Genomic DNA, 17,412 nt, shown 5'->3' with positions numbered 1-17,412 from the left:
AAATTTCTGCGGCGTTTGGTCGTAAGAGCCTCGCAGAGTTCCGCCGTCCGCAGACGGCGGAATGAAGTGAGAGCGTGTTTTCCGGCGGCATGTACGTCGGAAAACACACTTCTCAGGCCGCAAGTGTGTGGCCCTCTGGGCCATGCGCGCGGCGGCCTGCATCCCCTCTCAAAAACGCGCTGCGTTTTTGAGAAGCGTGTCGAACCAGTTCGACACGCTCAGGGCAGCGTGTCGCTGTCCACCAGGATGTTGTCGGTGCCGTGCTGGTCGAATTCGGCGATATAGGCGTCGATCCGGCGGTTGAGCTCCTCATAGTTAGACTCGTCAATGGGTACGTCGTCCATATCCCGGCGGGCCAGATCCTCGGCCAGGATGTCGAAAAAGACGTTGTTTTCATATTCCATGATGGCCTCGTGAATGCCGCCCTCGGCAAAGGCGCGGGAGGGGACCACTTCGCCCTTCCAGTCCTCGGCCAGGATGCCCATTCCCTCTTCCCGGGCTTTGGCAAAGAGCAGGCTCTCCACGTCGTCATAGTCTTTGAAGCGGTCGTCGCCCCGGGTAGAGTTGAGGATCCAGTTGCCGATATAGGCCATATCCAACAGACGGCGGAATTGCTTGGTCGTCAGTTCCAGCTTCATGTCAGTAACCTCCTCGCTGTGCGGTGGTGGAGCGGGAGAGCACCCGCTCTTGTCATTATATTATAGTGCTTTTGCGATGGTTGTCAAACGGGTGGGACAGGAATTCACACAAATGAAAAAAAGACTTGTCAGGGCCGGTCCTTTCGCATATGATATTAGAGAAAAAGTATGACCTCGCCGGTCCGCCGCATCTGGCGGGCCGGCGAAATACCGTTGGCCGTGTGCGGCCGGGAGGGATCTGTTTTGGACCAGAAGCCCATTGGGGTATTCGATTCGGGCCTGGGCGGCCTGACCACGGTGCGGGAGCTGATGCGCCTGCTGCCCGGGGAGGATATCGTCTATTTCGGAGACACCGGGCGGGTGCCCTACGGCAGCCGCTCCAAGGAGACCATTCGCAAATATGCGCGGCAGGATGTGGCCTTCCTGCGCACCTTTGACCTCAAGGCCATCGTCATCGCCTGCGGCACCGTGTCCACCACCGCGCTGGACCTGCTGGCCGCCGAGAATCCCATCCCCGTCATGGGCGTGGTGGAGCCCGCCGCCCGGGCCGCCGCCCGGGCTACCCGGAGCGATGCCATCGGACTCATCGGCACCCAGGCCACCATCCGCAGCGGGGCCTATGAGCGGTACATCTCCGCCCTCCACCCGGGGGCGCGCATCCTGTCCAAGGCATGCCCCCTCTTTGTGCCGTTGGTGGAAAACGGGCGCTTCCACCGGGGGGATATCGTCATCGAGACCGTGGTGGAGGAGTACCTGTCCCCCATGAAGGAGGCCGGGGTGGATACCCTGGTGCTGGGCTGCACCCACTACCCCCTGCTGGAGGAGGTCATCTCCGCCTATATGGGGCCGGACGTGACCCTCATCAACGCCGGGGCCGAGGGGGCCCGGGAGGTGGCCCGCAAGCTGGAGGCCCAGGACGCCCTGGCCCAGCGGGAGCAGGGGAGCAGCCGCTATTTTGTCAGCGACAGCGTGGAGGACTTCGCCCGGCTGGCCTCCATTTTTCTCCGTCAGGATGTGACCGGAGAGGTAGCACAGGTGGATATTGGGCAGTTTTGACCCGGTTCGGGGCTTTACAGGTCGGTTTTATCCATAGTATAATAGTGCGACATGCCGTGGGCAGCCGCCCCGGATCATTTTGAGAAGAGAAGGGCCGACCATGAGCGAGAACAACGTGATCATTTCCATCAAGGGAACCCAGTCCTACGAGCAGCAGGAGGACGACGTCATCGAGCTGGTGACCGAGGGCCGGCTGGAGCGGGAGGACGAGGGACATTTTACCCTCAGCTACCAGGAGAGCGAGGTCACTGGGCTGGAGGGGACCCTGACCACCTTCCAGATCGAGCCCGAGCGCATCACCCTGATGCGCCTGGGGGGCGTGAACTCCGAGATGGTCTTTGAGCTGGGACGGCGGCATCTGTCCATGTATGACACCCCGTACGGCGCGCTGGCCATGGGGGTCAACACCCGGGAGCTCTCCGCCGCCCTGGACGAGCAGGGGGGCCAGATCCGCATCGTCTATGACATCGAGCTGGACCACGCCCTGGCCGGGCGCAATACCTTTGATATCCAGATCCGCCAGGCCCGGCGGTGAGGCCGGGCGGTGGGGATCACCGTCGATCCATTGAATTTGATACAGATGAGAGGGAATAAGCTATGTCCAATATGATTCAAGCGGCCCGGGAACAGGTGTCCGCACTGACCCAGGCGGCCTATGAGAAGGCCGCCGCCCAGGGTATCCTGCCCGCCGGGGTGGAAGTAAAGGCCACCGTGGAGATCCCCAAGGATGTGAAGAACGGCGACTATGCCTCCTCCTTCGCCATGGCGGGGGCCAAGGCCATGCACATGGCCCCCCGGGCCATCGCCCAGGCCATCGTGGACCATCTGGACCTGGAGGGGAGCTATTTTGAGCGGGCCGAGATCGCCGGCCCCGGCTTCCTGAACTTCTTCATGGGCTCCAAGTGGTACGGCGACGTGCTCTCCGACATCGAGGCCGAGGGCATGGAGTACGGCAAGAGCGACGAGGGCCGGGGCAAGAAGGTCATGGTGGAGTTCGTCTCCGCCAACCCCACCGGTCCCATGCACATGGGCAACGCCCGGGGCGGCGTGCTGGGTGACTCCCTGGCCAACGTCCTCAAGCGCGCGGGCTTTGACACCTGGAAGGAGTTCTATGTGAACGACGCGGGCAACCAGATCCACAAGTTCGCCGAGTCCATTCACGCCCGCTACATGCAGATCCTCCTGGGGGAGGAGGGCTTCCCCTTCCCCGAGAACGGCTATCACGGGGACGACATCAAGGAGCTGGCCCAGGGCTTCTATGAGCAGCACGGGGACGCCTTCAAGGACGCCGACGAGGCCCAGTGGCTGGAGCCCATGAGCCAGTACGGCCTGTCGGTCAACATCCCCAAGATGAAGAGCGACCTGTCCCGCTATCAGATCGAGTACGACGAGTGGTTCTTTGAGTCTACCCTCCACAACAGCGGCTATGTGGCCCAGACCGTGCAGATGCTGGCCGACAACGGCTGGACCTATGAGAAGGACGGGGCCCTCTGGCTCAACACCACGGAGCTGCTCAAGAAGAAGTTCCTGGCCGAGGGCAAGACCCAGGAGCAGGTGGACAAGCTGGACCTGAAGGACGACGTGCTCCGCCGGGCCAACGGCTTCTACACCTACTTCGCCGCCGACATCGCCTACCACCGCAACAAGCTGGAGGAGCGCAAGTTCGACGTGGCGGTGAACATCTGGGGCGCTGACCACCACGGCCATGTGGCCCGCCTCCAGGCCGCCCTGGACGGCCTGGGCCTGGACGGCTCCCACCGCCTGGTGGTGGTGCTCATGCAGCTGGTCAACCTCCTCCAGGACGGCAAGCCCGTCCGGATGTCCAAGCGCTCGGGCAAGGCCATCGCCCTGCACGACCTGCTGGACGAGGTGAGCGTGGATGCCGCCCGCTACTTCTTCAACTCCCGCTCCTCCACCAGCCCGGTGGACTTCGACCTGGACCTGGCCGTCCGGGAGGACAGCGAGAACCCGGTGTACTATGTCCAGTACGCCCACGCCCGCATCTGCTCCCTGGTGGGGCGCCTGGCCGAGGAGGGCTCCTGCGTGCCCGCCGCCGCCGCGGTGGACGCCGCCGTCTTCGCCACTGCCGAGGAGAAGGCCCTCATCAAGAACCTGGCCCAGCTGCCCGAGGAGATCCACCTGGCGGTGCGGGACTACGATCCCAGCCGTATCAACCGCTATCTGCTCTCCCTGGCCGGCGACTTCCACCGGTTCTACAACGCCTGCTACATCCGCGGCGAGGCCCCCGAGGTGCTCTCCGCCCGGCTCAAGCTGGCCGACACGGTGCGCCTGGTCATCGCCAACTGCCTGAACCTGATCGGCGTCAGCGCCCCCGAGAAGATGTAATCCCCCCGGGGAAATGTTACAAAAGTGTGAAATGCACCCTCTTTTTTACAAAAGAGGGTGCATTTTTTTCGGCGGGAAAACTGGGTAGAAAGTAACGAAAACCGAAGAAATTAAAATGCAATTCGGGCCTTTTGTATGAATGAAATAAAAAAAGTTTCTTAACAATTTATTAATTAGTGGGTAAAACACTTGTAATATTTTCAGAAGGTGCTATTATAACACCCCGAAGAAGTGATTGTAGGAAACGGGATCTCCGATCCCACGGATATGAGGAATGGATATGCTTTCATTTGTCAGAGATTTCAATTTGCTGCTGGCGGTGATTCTGACGCTGGCCTATTTCTATCAGCTGGTGTACCTGGTGATCGGCCTGACCCGCCGCAAGCGGCGCGCGCTGGAGCAGGAGGTGCGGCAGCACCGGTACGCGGCGGTCATCTGTGCCCGCAACGAGTCCAATGTCATAGCAGATCTGATTCAAGATCTCAAGAGACAGAACTACCCGGCCGAGCTGCTGGACGTGTACGTGGTGGCCGACAACTGCACCGACGACACCGCCGCCGTCTCCCGGAAGGCGGGCGCCATCGTCTACGAGCGCTTCAACAAGGTCCAGGTGGGCAAGGGCTACGCCATGGACTACCTGTTCCACCGCCTGAAGGCGGAGGGGCGCACCGGGTACGAGGGCTTCTTCGTCTTTGACGCCGACAACCACGTGGACCCCAATTTCGTCCCCGCCATGAACCGGACCTTTGACTCGGGCAAGTACGATGCCCTGACCAGCTACCGCAACTCCAAGAATTTCGGAGACAACTGGATCTCCGCGGGCTACGGCCTGTGGTTCCTGCGGGAGGCCCGCTTCCTCAGCGGTCCCCGTATGGCGCTGGGCACCAACTGCCACGTGTCGGGCACCGGCTTCCTGGTCTCCGCCCGGCTGGTGGAGGAGAACGGCGGCTGGCCCTTCCACCTGCTGACGGAGGACATCGAGTTCTCGGTCAACTGCGCCATCCAGGGCAAGCGCATCGGCTACTGTGAGGACGCCGTCATCTATGACGAGCAGCCCGTCACCTTCAAGCAGTCCTGGGATCAGCGTCTGCGCTGGTCCAAGGGATTTTACCAGGTGGACTTCAAGTACGGCCTGGGCCTGCTGAAGAACTGCTTCAAGGGCGGACGCCGGGGCTTCTCCTGCTATGACATGCTCATGACGGTGGCCCCCGGCATGCTGCTGACCCTGCTGGGCATCGTCTTCAACGCCATCGTTCTGGTGGCCTGCCTGAATGAGACCACCTATATGGCCAAGCTGGTCATCGACGAGACGATGGGCTTCCTGGGTATGGCGGTGGTCAACTTCTATCTGGGCCTGTTCCTCTTCGGCGTGGTGACCACGGCCACGGAGTGGAAGAAGATCCAGGTGGCACCCGCCCAGAAGGTGCTCTATCTGTTCACCTTCCCCATCTTCATGTTTACTTATGTGCCCATCTCGGTGGCCGCGCTGGTCCGCCGGGTGGAGTGGAAACCCATCTATCACGGCGCCAAGGGCAGCCTGCGCGCCCAGGAATAACGCTCATCGGCCGGAGTCCTTCATGGACTCCGGCCTTAGTCTGTCCATAAAGTGTATTTCTGCGGTGTTTGCTGCAAGAGCCTCGCAGAGTTCCGCCGTCCGCAGACGGCGGAAGAGGGTCAAATCGTGTTTTCCGGCGGCATGTACGTCGGAAAACACTCTGCTCAGGCCGCAAGCGTGCGCCCCAAAGGGGCGTGCGACGCAGCGGCCTGCATCCCCCTCGAAAAAATGCTTGCATTTTTGAGAAGAGTGTCGAAACACTTCGACACCCTTCCCCCAAGAGGTTGCGCTTGATTTTGAGCGGGGATTTGTATATACTTATCTGCGAATCAAAGCAGCCTATCGCCTTCCCGCCCCGGCGCGGGAAGACGCCGATCTGTGAGGAGGAATTTATTTCATGGACAACATTCCCTTATCCCTGCCCCTTTTGTTGGACGGCGCAACGGGCAGCGAGCTGTTGAAGCGCGGGATGCCCGCCGGCGCCTGTACGGAGCAGTGGGTACTGGAGCACCCCGAGGTACTGGTGGAGCTCCAGCGGGAGTATGTGGCGGCGGGGTCCAACGTGATCCTGGCGCCCACCTTCGGGGCAAACGCCGTCAAGCTGGAGGAGCACGGACTGAGCGGCAAGGTGGACGAGTACAACCGCCGCCTGGTGGCCCTCTCCCGGCAGGCCGCCGGCGGAAAGGCCCTGGTGGGCGGCGACATGGCCCCCACCGGAAAATTCATCGAGCCCTTTGGGGACTACACCTTTGAGATGCTGGTGGCCGTCTACACCGAGCAGGCCCTGGCCCTGGAGCTGGCCGGGGTGGACCTCTTCGTGGTGGAGACCACCATGACCATGCCCGAGGCCCGGGCGGCCGTCCTGGCCATCCGGAGCGTGTCGGATAAGCCGGTGTTCGTCACCTTCACCTGTGACGAGAACGGGCGCACCCTGTCGGGCACCGACGTGCTGGCCGCCCTCATCGTGATGCAGGGCATGGGCGTGAGCGCCTTCGGCCTGAACTGCTCCTCCGGCCCGGACGGGATGCTGGAGCAGCTGCGCCGCCTCACCCCCTACGCCCAGGTGCCCCTGATCGCCAAGCCCAACGCGGGCCTGCCCCATATGGAGGATGGCCGCACGGTCTACGACTGCCCGCCGGAGGAGTTTGCCTCCTACGCCAAGGCCATGGCCGAGGCGGGGGTGCGCATCTTCGGCGGCTGCTGCGGCACCACGCCGGAGCACATCGCCGCGCTGAAGGCGGCCGTGGCGGCGGTGGACTTTGCCGCCCTGCCCGCGGTGGAGCACGACCCCGACGTGATCCCCTGCGCCAGCGAGACCGAGGCCCGCTTCATCACCCCCGACGTGGACGTGGGGGAGACCATCGAGTGCACCAGCGACCTGATGGAGGACATCGTGGAGGCCGAGGAAAACTGCCCCCAGGGCGCGCTGAAGATCGAGATCCTGGAGGAGGACGACGTGGCCCTCTTTGCCGAGAACCAGTATGTGGTCAAGGACGCCCTGTGCATCACCACCGACGTGCCGGAGCTGCTGGAGGGGGCCCTGCGGGCCTTCCAGGGCCGGGCCTTCTGGGACGGCACCGAGGAGCTGGAGGATGCATTTTTGGAGCAGATGCGGAAAAAATACGGTCTGGTGATCCTGTAAAGACCATTCACAGAGAGACCGCGTCCATTTGGGCGCGGTCAGTCTGTTGATAACGTGTATTCCTGCGGCTTATGCGGTAAGAGCCTCGCAGAGTTCTGCCGTCCGCAGACGGCAGAATCAAGTCAAAGAGTGTTTTCCGGCGGCGTGTACGTCGGAAAACACACCTCTCAGGCTGCAAGTGTGCGAACCGGGAACCCAAACAAAGCCCAGTGAAGTGGGTTTGTTTGGGAGAGGAGGGGCAAGGGAGCGGAGTGAACCCTGGCCGTCAGGCCGGGGCGAACGGTGCGGACTTTGACCCGACGAAGTGCGCGCAGCGGCCTGCATCCCCTCGAAAAAATGCCTGTATTTTTGAGAAGCGTGTCGAACGTGTTCGACACGCTGGCCGCGTCCGAATGGACGCGGTTTCTTCTATCCGAAACGGGAGGAACCCATGAAAATTGCCTATGCGGGGTTTGACCTGCTCTATCCCTGCCTGGAAGCCCTGGAGGCGGCCGGGTGTGAGGTCATGCGGGTGTTCACCTACCCCACCGACAACGTCTACGAATTCAACCGCCAGGTCACCGGCTTTGCCGAGGCCCGGGGCATCCCCTGGACCGACGCCCGGGTGACCTCCGCCGACCTGAACGCCCTCTGGGAGGCAGGCTGTGAGGCCCTCTTCTCCGCCGGGTATATCTACCGCATCCCGGTGGACACCCCCCTGCGCTGCGCCAATGTCCACCCGGCCCTGCTCCCCCTGGGGCGGGGCCCCTGGCCCATGCCCTGCACCATCCTGCGGGGGCTGAGCGAGAGCGGCGTGACCATCCACAAGGTGGCCGCCGGGCTGGACACCGGGGACATCCTGCTCCAGGAGCCCTTTCCCGTCACCGGGCAGGACACCCTGGAGACCATGACCGAGACCATCCGCGCCCTGGCTCCCCGGCTGGCCGCCCAGGTGGTACAGTCCTTTGACCAGCTGTGGGAGAAGGCTGTGCCCCAGGGAGAGGGAGAGTACTGGAAGGAGCCCACGGAGGAGGAGATGACCTTCACCCCCTGGGACAGCCTGGAGCGGGTGGACCGCATCGTCCGGGCCTTCGCCGGGTACGGGAGCTTCCTGCGCCTGGGGGAGGAGACCCTGACCGTGGTGCGGGGAGAGGTCATCCCCGGCGGGGCGGAAGCGCCCCCCGGCACCCTGCGCCTGGAACAGGGCATCCCCCAGTATGCCCTGAAGGGCGGCTGGCTGCGCCTCTATGAGAGTCAGACCCAAGAAGGAGGAAACCAAGCATGAAGATCATTGATCTGGAACACTGGCCCCGGCGAGAGATTTACGAGCACTTCAAGGACGAGGAGTGGCCCTTCTACGCCATGAGCTTCCCGGTGGACGTCACCGAGCTGAAGGCCTACACCAAGCGGCACGGCCTGTCCTTTTACTACTCCCTCATCTTCCTGGTGACCAAGTCCATGGATGAGGTGGAGAACTTCCGCTACCGGGATCGCAACGGCACCATCATCCTCCACGACCACCTGGTCCCCAGCTTCACCGACATGGAGCCGGGGGAGGAGCTCTTCCACATCAGCGCCCTGGAGGCCGGGGACGACATGGCTGCCTTCTGCCGCGCCGCCCGGGAGAAGAGCCGCGCCCACAAGGCCTTCCTGGAGGAGGACGGACCCTGGGACAGCGACCAGATGATCTTCTTCAGCAGTGAGCCCTGGCTCCCCATGACCTCGGTCACCCACGACCGCCGGTTCGACCCCAGCGACTGCATCCCCCGGGCGGCCTGGGGCCGGTATGAGAAGCAGCACGACGGGCGGCTGCGCCTCTCCCTGGCCCTGGACCTGAACCACCGGATGGTGGACGGCATCCACGTGGGGAGGTTCTACGAGGCCCTCAACCGGCGCATCGCCGCCCTGGCGGAGGAGCCATGACCCTGGAAGAGATCCGATCCCGGATGGCCCTCCGGCGCGCCGGGTTTCAGGACGTGACCGGGGAGTATGCGGTGCTGGTCCCGCTGGTGGAGACTCCGGAGGGACTCCAGGTCCTCTTTGAGGTACGGGCGGCCACCCTGCGCCGCCAGCCGGGGGAGGTCTGCTTCCCGGGCGGGCGGATGGAGCCGGGGGAGGAGCCCGAGACCTGCGCCCTGCGGGAGACCTGGGAGGAGCTGGGCATCCCCGTGGAGGGGATCGAGGTCCTGGCCCCCCTGGACAAGGTCCTCCACCAGAGCGGTTTTCTGATGCACCCGATTCTGGGCCGGATCGACCCCGCCTGGCTGGCCCGCCTGCGGCCCCAGGCGACCGAGGTGGCCGAGACCTTTCTGGTGCCGCTCTCCTATTTTCTGGAGGAGGAGCCCCTGTGCCCCTCCTACCCCCTGGTGCCCCAGGTGGGGGAGGACTTCCCCTATGCACAGATCGGCTTTCCCCAGGGCTATGACTGGAAGGGGGCCCGGGTGGAGGTGCCCATCTACACCTGGGAGGGCCGGGCCATCTGGGGCATCACCGGCCGGGTGATGAAGCATCTCGCGGAGGTGCTGCGTGGAAGAGCGTGAGCGCATGGAGCAGCTGGGGCCCTACCGCTATGACCGGGACCCCGCGTGTTTTCCCCTGGGCCGGGACAGCCTGGAGCTGGGGGAGTTTGCCACAGTGAAGCCCGGGTGGCGGGTGTGCGATCTGGGCTGCGGGGGCGGGGTGCTCCTGCTGCTGCTCTCCGCCCGGGCCGATGGGCTGACCCTGGCCGGGGTGGAGTTGGAGGAGGCGGCCGCCCGGGCCGCCCGGGCCAATCTGGCGCGCAACGGCCTGGCGGGGGAGATCCGCGCCGGGGACCTGCGGGAGAGCGGCTTCCCCCCGGGGAGCTGGGACCTGGTGATCTCCAATCCCCCCTACTTTGCCCTGGGAAGCGGGAAGAGCGGGGGAGGGGCGCGGATGGAGGAGCACTGCACCCTCCCGGAGCTGTGCCGCGCGGCGGCGGCGCTCCTGCGCCCCCGGGGCCGGTTCGCCCTGGTCCACCGGCCCGAGCGCCTGGTGGAGGTGCTCACCGAGCTGCGCCGGGCGGGGCTGGAGCCCAAGCGCCTGCGCCTCATCCAGCACGACGCCTCCCACCCGCCCTCCGCGGTGCTGGCCGAGGGGGTCAAGGGGGCGAAAACAGGGCTGGAGATCCTCCCGGCGCGCCTGCTGCACCGGGGAGGCGAATGATACATGGGAATGGAGAAGTGCATATGGCTGGAATTTTATACTTAGTCCCCACCCCCATCGGCAACCTGGGGGATATCTCCCGGCGCATGGCGGACACGCTGGAAGAGGTGGACTTCATCGCCGCCGAGGATACCCGGGTATCCATCAAGCTCCTCAACCATCTGGGCATCCGCAAGCCCATGGTGAGCTATTACCGCCACAACACCGAGGCCGGGGGCCAGGCGGTGCTCCAGCGGCTGCTGGCCGGGGAGAGCTGCGCTCTGGTCACCGACGCGGGCACCCCGGCGGTGAGTGACCCGGGCGAGGAGCTGGTGGCCCTGTGCGCCGCCAACGGGGTGGAGGTAGTGGCCATCCCCGGTCCCTGCGCCCTGGTGACCGCCCTGTCGGTGTCCGGCCTGCCCACGGGACGCTTTACCTTCGAGGGCTTTTTGGCCATGAACAAGAAGAACCGGCGGGCTCATTTGGAGTCCCTGCGGGGGGAAATGCGCACCATGATCTTCTATGAGGCCCCCCACAAGCTCCTCTCCACCCTGGAGGACTTCCAGACCTACTTCGGCGGGGAGCGGCGGCTGAGCCTGTGCCGGGAGCTGACCAAGCTCCACGAGGAGGTCCGGCGCACCACCGTGGGGGAGGCCCTGGAGTGGTACCGGGACAACCCGCCCAAGGGGGAGTTCGTGCTGGTTTTGGAGGGGGCCTGTGCACAGAAAGAGGACATCCCCACCCTGGAACAGGGCCTGGAGCGGGTGGAACACCTGCGGGATGCGGGGCATTCCCTGCGGGACGCGGTGCGGCAGGCGGCCAAGGAGCTGGGCCTTTCCCGCAATGAGCTCTACGACCGGGCGGTCGGAAAAACTGGAAAATCTCTTTCTGACTGAGTAAACTGTGAAAGTAATTTTCTGGGAAAACAGGGGGTGAAGGTACCCTGCCAATTGCATACAAATTTATACAGAACGTATAAACGCCTCTCCGCACCGGACGGCTCCGGGGCGGAGAGGCGCAAAAAGCCCCGGCGGTTCCATGGGAACGGCCGGGTTTTTTCGTTGGGTTCTTTATTTATTCTGGAGTTCCTTGAGGCAATTGGGGCAGATGTTCTTGCCGCGGAAGTTGATGACATCCTTGGCATCATCGCAGAAAATACAGGCGGGCTGGTACTTTTTCAGGACGATGGAGGCTCCATCTACATAGATCTCCAAAGAGTCCTTTTCGGCGATATCCAGAGTACGACGGAGCTCGATGGGAAGTACGATTCGGCCGAGTTCATCGACCTTTCTGACAATGCCGGTAGATTTCATAGCGATACGTCCTTTCTTGCGGCTTCCATGTTTTCCTATCTTTATCTAGAAACTGACATTATTATAACACTTTGTATTGCTATGTCAATTCCATTTTGGAAATTTCAATCGTAAAGTTTCGACTAATGTCGCAAAATTGGAATAAATTGTATTTTAAAAAATGTAGTATAAAAAAGTCCATATTTTGAACCAAACGTTTAAAAAGTAAGGCATATTTTCCGGCTTTCCCCGCATATAGTAGTACAAATATTTTTAAATGGAAAGAAGAGGAATATATGGGAATGTCGGTTATCTGGTCGGGGATGGTCGGATGCGCGGTTTTTTGCGGGCTTCTCACCGGGCGGGGGCCCCAGGTGGCGGCGGCCGCCATGGAGGGCGCGGCGGCGGCGGTCGAATTATGTCTATCCATGGCGGGCGTACTCTGCCTGTGGATGGGCGTGATGGAGGTCATGCGCCGTTCGGGGCTGTCGCAGGGGCTCTCCCGGCTGCTGCGTCCGCTCCTCAAGCGGATCTATCCGGACTTTGCCCGGGACCGGGAGGTGATGGACAGCATCTCGGCCAATGTCTCGGCCAATCTGCTGGGACTGGGCAACGCGGCCACCCCCCTGGGCATCCAGGCCGCCCGCCGGATGAGCCGGCGCACCCCCGGGGTGGCCTCCGACTCCCTGTGCATGCTGGTGGTGTGCAACACGGCCTCCATCCAGCTCATCCCCACCACGGTGGCCAGCGTGCGCGCCGCGGCCGGGTGTGCCGCCCCCTTTGACATCCTGCCCGCCGTGTGGCTGGCTTCGGCCCTCTCGGTGACGGTGGGCATCCTGGCGGCCAAGGTGATGGGGCGGCTCTGGCCGGCAGAGGAGGGGGCCGGACGGCTCCAAAGGGGGCGAGTCGGATGGAACTGGCGCTGACCATGCTGGTGCCCTTCCTCCTGCTGGGGGTGGCCCTGTGGGGCCTGGTGCGGAAGGTGGACGTCTACGACGCCCTGATCACCGGTGCGGCCGAGGGACTGGGCGTGCTCATCAAGATCGTCCCGGCGCTGGTGGCCCTTCTGACGGCGGTCTATATGCTGCGGGCCTCGGGTGCGCTGGAGCTGGCCGCCCAGGCCCTGGCCCCGGTGCTGGGCTGGCTGGGCATTCCGCCCGAGACGGTGGGACTGCTCCTCATCCGCCCGGTGAGCGGCTCGGCCGCCCTGGGAGTGGGGGCGGAGCTCATCTCCACCTACGGGCCGGACTCCACCATCGGGCGCACCGCCGCCGTCATGCTGGGGTCCACCGAGACCACCTTCTATACCATCGCGGTGTATTTCGGCGCGGCGGGGATCGTCAAGACCCGGTACGCCGTCCCGGCCGCCCTGTGCGCCGACCTGGCCGGATTTACCGCCGCGGCCTGGGCGGTGCGGGTGTGTTTTGGGGGATAGCCCCCGCGCCTTGACAGGGAGGGGGATCTGTCATACAATAAACTCCGTATGACCGGTCGTTGGACCGGCCCAGCGATCCCTTTGAGACGGTTTACAAAGGAGAATCACAGCGTGATCGAATTAAAAGGACTGACCAAGATCTTTCCCACCGAGGAGGGGACCTTCACCGCGCTGGACCACGTGGATATCACCATCCGCGACGGGGCCATCTACGGCATCATCGGCATGAGCGGCGCGGGCAAGTCCACCCTGGTGCGGTGCATCAACCTGCTGGAGCGCCCCACCGAGGGCAATGTGCTCATCGACGGGGAGGACATGACCGCCCTTTCCCCCAAGGCCCTGCGGCAGAAGCGGCGGAGCATCAGCATGATTTTTCAGCAGTTCAACCTGCTCATGCAGCGCACCTGCCTGAGCAACATCTGTTTCCCCATGGAGATCGCGGGGGTGCCCGCCGCCCAGGCCAAGAAGCGGGCCATGGAGCTTCTGGAGCTGGTGGGCCTGCCCGACAAGGCCGACGCCTACCCGGTGCAGCTCTCCGGCGGACAGAAGCAGCGCATCGCCATCGCCCGTGCCCTGGCCAGCGACCCCAAGGTGCTCCTGTGCGACGAGGCCACCTCCGCCCTGGACCCCACCACCACCCGGAGCATCCTGCGCCTGATCCAGGACATCAACAAGCGCCTGGGCATCACGGTCATCGTCATCACCCATGAGATGGCGGTGGTGGAGGAGATCTGCTCCCACGTGGCCATCCTGGACCACGGAAAGGTCATGGAGACCGGCACGGTGGAGGAGGTCTTCTCCAACCCCAAGACCGAGGCCGGCCGGAAGCTGGTCTACCCCGACGGGGTCATTCTGGACCCGGTCAAGACCGCCCGGGTGGTGCGCATCGCTTTCAACGGCGGCTCCTCCTACGAGCCCCTCATCGCCTCCCTGGCCATCGACTGCGGCGTGAAGGTCAACATCCTGGGCGCCGACACCAAGAACATCAACGGACAGGCCTTCGGCACCATGCTCATCGGCCTGCCCGAGAACGAGGCCGAGGCCGCCAAGGCCATCGCCTACATCAAGGGCCAGCCCTATGTGACCATGGAGGAGGTGCGTGATTACCATGGCTGATCTGCTGCAAAATCCCGAGGTGGTCCGCCTGCTGGAGCTGAGCAAGGACGGGCTCCTCTTCGCCATCTGGGAGACCATGTATCTGACCGTGATCTCCACCTTCTTCGCCTACCTCATCGGCCTGCCCCTGGGCGTCATCGCCGTGGTGGGAGAGCCGGGGGGCGTGCGTCCCCTGCCCAGACCCGTGATGACGGTGCTCAACTTTGTCATCAACATCCTGCGCTCGGTGCCCTTCCTCATCCTGATGGTGGTGGTCATCCCCCTGTCCCGGCTCATCCTGGGCACCTCCATCGGCACCGTGGCCACCATCGTGCCCCTGGTCGTGGCCGCCTTCCCCTTTGTGGCCCGGCTGGTGGAGTCCTCCCTGCGGGAGGTGGACGGCGGCGTCATTGAGGCGGCCGAGTCCATGGGCTGCTCCCCCTTCCAGATCATCACCAAGGTGATCCTGCCCGAGAGCCGGCCCTCCCTCATCTCCGGCTTTACCACCGCCTTCATCACCATCCTCAGCTACGGCGCCATGGCGGGCGCCATCGGCGGCGGCGGACTGGGCGCCATGGCCCTCAACCTGGGCTATCAGCGCCGCATGACCATCATCCTGTGGGTCTCCGTGGTGGTGCTGGTCATCCTGGTGCAGATCTTCCAGTCGGTGGGTACCCGAGCCGCCGTGCGCATGGACAAGCGGGTGCGCGGCCAGGACCGGAAGAAGCAGAGAAAGACACAGAAGACCGAGAAGGCCGGTCTCCAATAAGAGAACCATATGGTCAGGGTGTGCAAAGAAGACGGGAGCACACCCTGACCTTTTGTCTGATCTGTCCACTTGACGGAATGGGGGCAAGGGTCTATACTAAGTGCAACCCAAGCGGAACTGAATAACGCCCCTCAAACGCGAGGAAGAGAAGAGTAGCCAGAGAGATACGGCACAGAGAGCCCGGCATGGTGGGAACGGGTACGGAAGGCTTTGGTGAAGATGGTCTCGGAGCGGCGCAGCTGACTGTACCGGACGGTGCACAGGCTGCGACGGGTGCGCCCGTCAGCGCGCAGGAGTATGACTGTACTCCATAAGGCTTCTGCCGTGAGGCAGAGGTGAAGCAAGGTGGTACCACGAAGCGGAAAGCTCTCGTCCTTGAATTGGATTCAAGGGCGTTTTTTTGTGCCCTGATTTGGGTTGCAGCTCACATTCCATATCAGAAAAGGAGAATGAAACCATGAAAAAGACTGCCTCTGTGTTCCTGGCCGGTGCCCTCACCCTGGGCCTGCTCGCCGGCTGCTCCGGCACTTCCTCCCAGCCCGCCGGCTCTGCCGCCCCCTCCGGAGATCCCGCCCCCGCTGCTTCCTCCTCCCTGGAGGGCACCACCATCAAGGTGGGCGCCTCTCCCGCCCCCCACGCTGAGATCCTGGAGGTGGTGAAGGACATCCTGGCCGAGCAGGGTGTCACCCTGGAGATCGTGGAGTTCAACGACTACATCGTCCCCAACACCGCCGTGGAGAGCGGGGAGCTGGACGCCAACTACTTCCAGCACATCACCTACATGAACGACTTCAACGAGAGCGACGGCACCCATCTGGTGAGCGCGGCCGAGGTCCACTATGAGCCCTTCGGCCTGTACGCCGGCAAGACCGACTCCCTGGACGCCCTGGCCGACGGAGCCCAGATCGCCGTGCCCAACGACGCCACCAACGAGGGCCGCGCCCTGCTGCTGCTGGAGCAGGAGGGGCTCATCACCCTGAAGGAGGACGCCGGCCTCACCGCCACCAAGGCCGACATCGCCGAGAACCCCAAGAACCTGGAGATCGTGGAGCTGGAGGCCAGCCAGCTGCCCAGCCGTCTGGCCGACGTGGACCTGGCCGTCATCAACGGCAACTACGCCATTGACGCGGGCCTGAAGGTGGCCGACGCTCTGGCCGTGGAGGCCGCCGACGGCGAGGCGGCCACCGCCTATGTGAACGTGCTGGCCGTCAAGGAGGGCAACGAGAACTCTCCCGCCATCCAGGCGCTGGCCCAGGCCCTGTGCAGCGACGAGGTCAAGACCTTCATGGAGGAGACCTACGGCGGCGCGGTGGTCCCGGTGTTTTAAAGCTCAGACCGTACATTGACCCTCGACCCCGGCAGCGGAGCATTTGCTCTGCTGCCGGGGTTTTTGTATTGGGAAAAAATTACTTGAAATACCTATTGAAATACTAGGGAAATGATGGTATACTGTACCCAACTTTCAACCGAGGAGGTCCTTCTTATGAACATCGCCCAACAGCTGACCGATCTGATCGGCGCAACCCCGCTGCTGCGCCTGGAGCGCGTGGCCCCCGGCTGCGGTATCCTGGCCAAGCTGGAGTGCTTCAATCCGCTCTCGTCCGCCAAGGACCGGGCGGCCTGGTATATGATCCGGGACGCGGAGGAGAAGGGCCTGCTCCAGCCGGGGGGCGTCATTGTGGAGCCCACCAGCGGCAACACCGGCGTGGGCCTGAGCTACGTGGCCGCGGTGCGTGGCTACCGGGTGATCCTCACCATGCCCGAGACCATGAGCCAGGAGCGGCGCAGCCTGCTCTCCGCCCTGGGAGCCGAGCTGGTCCTCACCGAGGGGGCCAAGGGAATGGGGGGCGCCATCGCCCGGGCCAAGGAGCTGCTGGAGGAGATCCCCGGCGCCTGGATGCCCGACCAGTTCAACAACCCGGCCAACGCCCGGGCCCACTATGAGACCACCGGCCCCGAGATCTGGGCCGACACCGACGGCACCGTGGAGGTCCTGGTGGCCGGGGTGGGCTCCGGCGGCACCATCACCGGCGCGGGCCGCTACCTGAAGGAGCAGAATCCCGCCGTGAAGGTGGTGGCGGTGGAGCCCGCCGAGTCCCCCGTCCTGTCGGGCGGCAAGGCCGGCCCCCACAAGATCCAGGGCATCGGCGCGGGCTTTGTCCCCGGCGTGCTGGACACCGGCGTGGTGGACGAGGTCCTCACCGTCAAGGGGGAGGACGCCATGGCCATGGTGCGCGCCCTGGCCCGGAAGGAGGGCCTTTTGGTGGGCATCTCCTCGGGCGCGGCGGCCGCCGCGGCGCAGGCGCTCTCCCGCCGGCCGGAGTACCAGGGCAAGAAGATCGTCGTCGTCCTGCCCGACACCGGGGAGCGCTACCTCTCCACCGGCGTGTTCCAGGAGCCCCGGAAATAATCGAAAATTGGGGCTTGACTTTAATGGCAAAAA

18 protein-coding genes are annotated in these 17,412 nt (G+C 63.8%); 16 read left to right on the top strand and 2 right to left on the bottom strand.

Annotated elements, in window-relative coordinates; translation table 11 throughout:
- Positions 1-218: 218 nt before the first annotated feature.
- Positions 219-638, bottom strand: a complete 420-nt coding sequence (locus I2C21_RS02680) for a hypothetical protein (RefSeq protein ID WP_101693676.1) — start codon at positions 636-638, stop codon at positions 219-221.
- A 243-nt stretch (positions 639-881) separates the two neighbouring features.
- Between I2C21_RS02680 and murI the strand changes: the two genes are divergently transcribed.
- The 10 genes from murI (at position 882) to rsmI (ending at position 11,274) form a co-directional block, all read left to right on the top strand.
- Positions 882-1,694: a glutamate racemase gene (gene murI, locus I2C21_RS02675; protein WP_186962887.1), complete on the top strand. Its 813-nt coding sequence runs from the start codon at positions 882-884 to the stop codon at positions 1,692-1,694.
- Between the two features lie 100 nt (positions 1,695-1,794).
- Entirely contained in the window at positions 1,795-2,229 is a 435-nt protein-coding gene (locus tag I2C21_RS02670) for a YwiB family protein (protein ID WP_101693674.1), read from the top strand.
- 62 nt (positions 2,230-2,291) lie between these two features.
- Positions 2,292-4,040 (top strand): arginine--tRNA ligase, encoded by a 1,749-nt coding sequence (gene argS, locus I2C21_RS02665; RefSeq protein WP_195278431.1) that lies wholly within the window; start codon positions 2,292-2,294, stop codon positions 4,038-4,040.
- 280 nt (positions 4,041-4,320) lie between these two features.
- Positions 4,321-5,595, top strand: coding sequence for a glycosyltransferase family 2 protein (locus I2C21_RS02660; protein WP_328821010.1), 1,275 nt, complete (start codon positions 4,321-4,323; stop codon positions 5,593-5,595).
- 397 nt (positions 5,596-5,992) lie between these two features.
- A complete protein-coding gene (locus I2C21_RS02655) occupies positions 5,993-7,237 on the top strand; it encodes a homocysteine S-methyltransferase family protein (protein ID WP_101693671.1) in 1,245 nt (414 codons plus the stop codon).
- Between the two features lie 430 nt (positions 7,238-7,667).
- Entirely contained in the window at positions 7,668-8,501 is an 834-nt protein-coding gene (locus I2C21_RS02650; RefSeq protein ID WP_195278430.1) for a methionyl-tRNA formyltransferase, read from the top strand.
- Complete coding sequence (locus tag I2C21_RS02645) at positions 8,498-9,139, top strand: CatA-like O-acetyltransferase (protein ID WP_195278429.1); 642 nt, start codon at positions 8,498-8,500, stop codon at positions 9,137-9,139. The genes I2C21_RS02650 and I2C21_RS02645 overlap by 4 nt, the downstream gene beginning before the upstream one ends.
- On the top strand, positions 9,136-9,756 hold the full coding sequence (locus I2C21_RS02640; RefSeq protein WP_195278428.1) for an NUDIX hydrolase: 621 nt from the start codon (positions 9,136-9,138) through the stop codon (positions 9,754-9,756). The genes I2C21_RS02645 and I2C21_RS02640 overlap by 4 nt, the downstream gene beginning before the upstream one ends.
- On the top strand, positions 9,743-10,399 hold the full coding sequence (locus tag I2C21_RS02635; protein ID WP_353654765.1) for a methyltransferase: 657 nt from the start codon (positions 9,743-9,745) through the stop codon (positions 10,397-10,399). Before I2C21_RS02640 ends, I2C21_RS02635 begins: the two co-directional genes overlap by 14 nt.
- 23 nt (positions 10,400-10,422) lie before the next feature.
- Positions 10,423-11,274, top strand: coding sequence for a 16S rRNA (cytidine(1402)-2'-O)-methyltransferase (gene rsmI, locus I2C21_RS02630; RefSeq protein WP_186962884.1), 852 nt, complete (start codon positions 10,423-10,425; stop codon positions 11,272-11,274).
- Between the two features lie 174 nt (positions 11,275-11,448).
- Here rsmI and I2C21_RS02625 read toward each other — a convergent pair whose 3' ends face one another.
- Positions 11,449-11,691: an AbrB/MazE/SpoVT family DNA-binding domain-containing protein gene (locus I2C21_RS02625; RefSeq protein ID WP_101693666.1), complete on the bottom strand. Its 243-nt coding sequence runs from the start codon at positions 11,689-11,691 to the stop codon at positions 11,449-11,451.
- 281 nt (positions 11,692-11,972) lie between these two features.
- On the opposite strand from I2C21_RS02625, the gene I2C21_RS02620 reads away from it, so the two are divergent.
- From I2C21_RS02620 to cysK, 6 genes are all read left to right on the top strand, one after another.
- Positions 11,973-12,596: a spore maturation protein A gene (locus I2C21_RS02620; protein ID WP_353654764.1), complete on the top strand. Its 624-nt coding sequence runs from the start codon at positions 11,973-11,975 to the stop codon at positions 12,594-12,596.
- Positions 12,581-13,105, top strand: coding sequence for a spore maturation protein (locus tag I2C21_RS02615; protein ID WP_101693664.1), 525 nt, complete (start codon positions 12,581-12,583; stop codon positions 13,103-13,105). Before I2C21_RS02620 ends, I2C21_RS02615 begins: the two co-directional genes overlap by 16 nt.
- A gap of 111 nt (positions 13,106-13,216) precedes the next feature.
- Complete coding sequence (locus tag I2C21_RS02610) at positions 13,217-14,221, top strand: ATP-binding cassette domain-containing protein (protein ID WP_101693663.1); 1,005 nt, start codon at positions 13,217-13,219, stop codon at positions 14,219-14,221.
- Between the two features lie 76 nt (positions 14,222-14,297).
- A complete protein-coding gene (locus I2C21_RS02605) occupies positions 14,298-14,969 on the top strand; it encodes a methionine ABC transporter permease (protein WP_252192613.1) in 672 nt (223 codons plus the stop codon).
- A gap of 457 nt (positions 14,970-15,426) precedes the next feature.
- Positions 15,427-16,296 carry a MetQ/NlpA family ABC transporter substrate-binding protein gene (locus tag I2C21_RS02600; RefSeq protein ID WP_101693661.1) on the top strand — a complete coding sequence of 290 codons (870 nt, stop codon included), beginning with the start codon at positions 15,427-15,429 and terminating at the stop codon, positions 16,294-16,296.
- Positions 16,297-16,452: 156 nt separating this feature from the next.
- Entirely contained in the window at positions 16,453-17,379 is a 927-nt protein-coding gene (gene cysK / locus I2C21_RS02595; RefSeq protein ID WP_193536304.1) for a cysteine synthase A, read from the top strand.
- Positions 17,380-17,412: the final 33 nt, after the last annotated feature.

It is taken from the genome of Clostridium sp. J1101437_171009_A5, from assembly GCF_015547905.1.
GTDB lineage: Bacteria > Bacillota > Clostridia > Oscillospirales > Oscillospiraceae > Pseudoflavonifractor_A > Pseudoflavonifractor_A gallinarum.
The sequence above is the reverse complement of the archived record's forward strand: the minus strand, read 5'-3'. Positions and strand labels throughout refer to the sequence as shown.